Genomic DNA, 5542 nt, shown 5'->3' with positions numbered 1-5542 from the left:
ACCATCGTTTTCATCTCCTATTGGTTTGGGTTTAGTAAATTGGAAGTTCTGTGATAGGTACTTCTATTTTACTATGAAAACGGTGGTCTTTTTATATTTAATTGAACCTATTTACTATACTAGGCACCGGGCACCGGCTATCGCATTGCTTTTGGGATGTAAATGCAGTAGGGTTCGCTTTCTAGGTAATCACCTGTTACTGCATATGTTCGTGAGCGGGATCCTCCACAAACAAAGCGGTATTCGCAAACACCACATTTCCCTTTATACAAATCTGGGTTTCGAATTTCTTTCAATATAGGTGATTCCCGGTAAATATCTTTTAATTGATTTTCTCTCACATTACCAACCTTGATCGGTAGTAGCCCACTTGGCATAACATCACCAACATGGGAGATGAAAATAAACCCATTGCCATCATTGACACTTTTCGGTGCCCTTTTTAAACCATCAATCAGTGATGCATCATCAGAGGTGAGAGCATCTTCATATCGAATCGTACCTTTATCTACCTTTTGTTCTTTTACTTTTTGTTGGAGAACCACCCGTCTGAAATGTTGTGCTGCGGTTGTTTTAATATCATAAGGCATTACTTTATTTAAATCATACAACCATTTAAAAACTTTTTCATGCTCGACAGCACTAATACATGCATCTTGCTGCCCTCTTCCAGTAGGTACAAGGAAAAAAATATACCACATAACTGCTTTAAGTTCTTTTACCAACTTTGCCATTTGCTCGAGGTGATCATAGTTGTATGTGGAAACTACTGTATTAATTTGTAGTGGCATACCGAGATCATTTAGATAGTTGATTTTCTCTAAGGTCAAATCAAATGAGCCAGAAGTTCCTCTAAAATGGTCGTGTATCGCAGCGGTTGGTCCATCTAAGCTAAAAGCCCAACGAGACAGACCTGTATCTTTTGCCAGTTCCATCTTTTCTTTTGTTACATTATCAGTTGCACTTGGTGTGAGTGAAACGCGCATTCCTTTTTTAATTGCATAATCAGCCAGTTCAAAAAGGTCCTCGCGCATCATGCAATCGCCACCAGAAAAAACTAAAAGCGGATTATTCATTTCATAAATTTGATCAATTAACGCGATGCCTTCATCATGACTCAACTCATTCGGATGTGGTTTTGTTTGTGCATCAGCTCTACAATGTACACATTTTAACTCACAAGCACGTGTCACCTCCCAAATTGCAATAAATGGATTTTGACTATAATCGATTGTCTTATGCATACCATGTGGGTGGGGCATCTGTTTCACCTAATTTCTTTATAAATTTTATCCCGGTGTAATCGTCCGTAAAACTCCCACTTCAAAACATCGAGAAAAATCAAAGTTTTTTAAGTGGCAGTAAACGGACGCTAACACTCCGAATGGTTTAGAGGCCTTTAGGTCATCCTTTAGGGCTAACAATCAGTGGAGGAAGGGCAAAACCCACCACTGATTGAAGGTTCACTTTATCGTAATCTACGTATAATGATAGTATAGTTGATAATGTGATACTATAAACATATAGGAAAATTTATGGATTTTTAATGACAATTCGACAGCAGTGTATAGAGGGTTAAAAAATGGTATCAATATAGTTGTGAATAAGGTCACATTTAGGAGGGGTGAATAGTGGATAATCAACCAATTTTTAAGGAAGGAAAAATAGGGGATACAACATTAAAAAATCGTATTATCATGCCTGGGATGGGCACAAATCTGGGAGGTCCAAATGGCGAAATTACCGACCAGCTTATTCGTTATTATCAGGAAAGGGCAAAAGGTGGAACAGCCTTACTGATTACTGAATTTACAACAATAGATTATGATTTTGGAAAAGGTGCAATCAATCAACTAAGGATTGATAAAGATGATTTCATACCAGGATTAGAGCGATTAGTAAGTGCTGTACATAAATATGATGCAAAAATATTTGTCCAATTGCATCATGCAGGGAGAGAATCAAATAGTGCATTACTTGGGGGGCAACAAATTGTTGCGCCAAGCCCAGTTACGTGCGAAGCGATTGGAGAGGTGCCAAGGGAATTAACGACTGCTGAGGTTAAAGAATTAGTTGATAAATTTGTTGCAGGAGCTGTTCGATGTCAATTGGCCGGAGCTGATGGTGTAGAACTTCATGGCGCTCATGGGTATTTAATCAATCAGTTCTTGAGTCCAACGACTAATTTACGAACAGATCAATATGGTGGCAATTTTGAAAACAGAATGCGTTTTGTTGAGGAAATAGTCATTGGGATAAAAAAAGCTTGTGGTGCCAGTTTTCCTGTTACTATCCGTTTAAGTATTGATGAATTTGATACAGGTGGAATGGATATTGCACTTAGCAAGAAGGTTTGCCGTTATTTAGAAAGAATAGGGGTAGATGGAATTCATGCGAGTGCAGGAAACTATAATTCAATGGATAAAATGGTCGAGTCACCGTTATATGAACAAGGCTGGAGAGTCTATCTCGCAGAAGCGATAAAAAATGAAGTTTCGATACCGGTAATTACGGTAGGATCTATACGTGAATCAAAATTTGTTTCGGCTCTTTTAGCTGACGGAAAAGCAGATTTCGTTGCAATTGGCCGAGGCCTTATTGCAGATCCTGAATGGGTAAATAAAGTATATCAAGGTCGAGAGCAAGAAATTAGAATGTGTATCTCTTGTTTACACTGTGTCTATTCTCAAACACATCCACATGTGACATGTTCAATTAATGTTAGAGCTGGTCGGGAATTGGAGTATGACAACTTAGAAAAAACGTCAGAAAAACGGCATGTTGTAATTGTTGGTGGTGGACCTGGTGGCATGGAAGCGGCTCGTATCCTCACGTTAAGGGGATACGGTGTTACGTTATTTGAAAAAGGTGACAAGCTTGGTGGCCAATTAAATCTGGTAACAGAACCAACCTATAAAAAGAAAATGCAATGGTATATTGATTATTTTATTAATGAAATGAAGCGATTAAATATTGATATCCGGTTAAAAACGGAAGTTACAGTTAATATGATCAAATCTCTCGAACCATATGCCGTCATTTTAGCAACAGGTGGACAACCGCGTGATCCAGGTATAAAGGGACAGGAGCTTGACAATGTTTGTAACTATCATGATGTAAAGTTAGAACGTAAACTATTTAATGATAAGAAAATAGCTGTATTGGGTAGTGGTATGGTTTGTCATAGTGTTATCCGTAAACTTAGAGAACAAGGAAACGATGTATCATTAATAGAATTACCAACAAAGTCAGGAAATAAAATTAGTCCCCCAACAAGAGCAAGATTACTTGAACGGTTACGAAAAAATAATGTAGAAATCATTACAGGCTATAAAGTAGTTGAAATATTTCCAAATTCTATTGTGATAGAAGAAAAAGAAACAGGTAAACAGATGGAATTGGACGTTGATCAAGTTGTGATTGCGATGGGCGTAATGCCTTATAACCCATTAGAAGAATCAATGAGAAAGCAATTTGATAACGTATTTGTAATCGGAGACGCAGCAGGCCACGTATCCCTTGCAGACGCAACAACAGAAGGATTCGAAATCGGTGCCTGTCACTTCCCGTAATTTGTCGAATGTTGATCAGCTGGATGATCTTTTTAATTTCAAATCACTTTTTAGCAATTAAATTCTTTATAAAATCGGTTTAATATATCGATATTGCAGTACTTAAAGCGAGAAATCTTACTTCCTAAGAGGTGGGATTCCTCGCTTTTTTGTCTCTGCAAGAGTGCTTTGCGCTTAAGTTGATTTTGCTTTATCAAATTTAAAAGAAGATAGAGTAATCTCTGAGAAATAAACGGTAAATAACACACTATAGTTCTATTAATTTTAGATAAATAAAATTTAAGTTATGAGTTCGACAAAAAGCGGGAAGTGACAGGCACCTGAAAAAGGCACCTGAATTTTTTAGAGGAAATTCAATTTTTTTGTTGAATTAGTTATAATAGCGGTCTTTTTTTAATGTAATTATAGGTAGTCATCTTGTGCAATCATAAGGGAGAGAGAATAATGGACAGAAGAATAGTGGTAGGAAATGAGAATTGGTTGATTCAGGATGCTTAACAAGAAGAAAGAAGCCAAGCTAAAAAAAGTTACCTTACTTGCAATCACCTGGCCAATATTTGTGGAAGTATTTTTAAATATTTTCATGCGTATTTCGGATACTTTTATGTTAAGTTTTATTTCCGATGAAGCCGTTGCGGCGATCGGGGTAGTCAACCAAATTATGATGTTTACTTTTATATTGTTTAATTTCACAGCAATGGGATCGGGAGTAGTTGTTGCACAATTTTTTGGAGCAGAAAAGAAAAAAGATGTTAGTGTAACGATTGCTAATGCTATTGTTCTCAATCTGATATTTGGTGTCTTTATAAGTAGTATGATTGTTATATTCAGATATCCTTTTTTAAATTTATTTAATTTATCACCTGAACTAATGGACTATGCAAATATATACATGATTATAGTTGGGGGCACATTGTTTACCCAAGCAATGGTATTAACCATCTTTTCTGCACTTCAAGCACAAGGGTTGACAAAAGATGTTATGTATATCGCATTAGGGATGAATTTACTTAATATTATTGGAAACTATTTATTTATCTTTGGTGCATTAGGCGTCCCACAGTTAGGTGTTATGGGGGTTGCAATTGCCACAGCTATATGTCGAGCGCTAGCGATGGTTGTATTGTTTGTACTATTATACAAACGTTTAGAAGTGAAAGTTAAATTGGCAGATTACATTCATTTAAAGAAAGATTATGTAAAAAAAATATTAGGTATTGGTGTTCCTTCTGCAGGTGAGCATTTATCACATAATTTAAGTCAGTTGACAATTACTGTGTTTATTACCATGTTAGGGGCAAATGCACTAGCAACAAGGGTATATGCACACAATTTAATGAACTTCATGACTGTTTTTTCCGTTTCAATTGCAAAAGGTATGCAAATTTATATTGGTCAACTTGTAGGAGCTGGAAAGTTAGAGACAGCATATAAGGAAATGTATAGAGGCTTAAGGTTTGCTTTAGCAGTATCTTTATCAGTTGGGGTGATCCTTGCTTTATCTGGAGAATTTTTACTAGGGCTCTTTACTGATGATACTGAGATTATTTCATTAGGTGCTACGCTTCTATTTATGGGTATTATTTTAGAACCTGGAAGAACATTTAATTTAGTAATTATTAGTGCGCTACGTGCCTCTGGTGATGCAAAGTTTCCAGTAATGATAGGTGTCCTTTCGATGTGGGGAATAAGTGTTACCCTCGCCTATTTCTTTGGGATCTCGCTGGGCTATGGATTAATAGGGATATATATAGCAATTATTATGGACGAATGGTTCCGCGGTTCCTTAATGTTCTTACGTTGGCGTAGTAAGAAGTGGCAGAAAAAAGCAGTTGTTGGCTAGGTGCCTAGTATAGTAAATAGGTTCAATTAAATATAAAAAGACCACCGTTTTCATAGTAAAATAGAAGTACCTATCACAGAACTTCCAATTTACTAAACCCAAACCAATAGGAGATGAAAACGATGGT

General features: G+C 36.6%; 3 protein-coding genes. 2 read left to right on the top strand and 1 reads right to left on the bottom strand.

Translation table 11 applies throughout. The features are described 5' to 3' along the window. Positions 1 to 137: 137 nt before the first annotated feature. The gene (locus tag D2K40_RS15925; RefSeq protein ID WP_229666810.1) at positions 138 to 1262 is read right to left on the bottom strand and encodes a TIGR04053 family radical SAM/SPASM domain-containing protein; all 1125 of its coding nucleotides are present in this window, start codon (positions 1260 to 1262) and stop codon (positions 138 to 140) included. A gap of 369 nt (positions 1263 to 1631) precedes the next feature. Between D2K40_RS15925 and D2K40_RS15920 the strand changes: the two genes are divergently transcribed. Then, positions 1632 to 3572, top strand: coding sequence for an oxidoreductase (locus tag D2K40_RS15920; RefSeq protein ID WP_117157322.1), 1941 nt, complete (start codon positions 1632 to 1634; stop codon positions 3570 to 3572). A 490-nt stretch (positions 3573 to 4062) separates the two neighbouring features. Beyond that, entirely contained in the window at positions 4063 to 5415 is a 1353-nt protein-coding gene (locus D2K40_RS15915; RefSeq protein WP_117157321.1) for an MATE family efflux transporter, read from the top strand. Positions 5416 to 5542 lie beyond the last annotated feature (127 nt).

The sequence above is a fragment of the Paraliobacillus quinghaiensis genome (genome assembly GCF_003426025.1).
In the GTDB taxonomy this organism is placed as follows: Bacteria; Bacillota; Bacilli; order Bacillales; family Amphibacillaceae; genus Paraliobacillus_A; species Paraliobacillus_A quinghaiensis.
This window is presented reverse-complemented; position numbering and strand designations above follow the sequence as displayed.

Bases quoted from the DNA above. Each gene is read 5' to 3' on its own strand.
- D2K40_RS15925 (WP_229666810.1), bottom strand. From the start codon at position 1,262: ATGCCCCACCCACATGGTATGCATAAGACAATCGATTATAGTCAAAAT.
- D2K40_RS15915 (WP_117157321.1), top strand. From the start codon at position 4,063: ATGCTTAACAAGAAGAAAGAAGCCAAGCTAAAAAAAGTTACCTTACTT.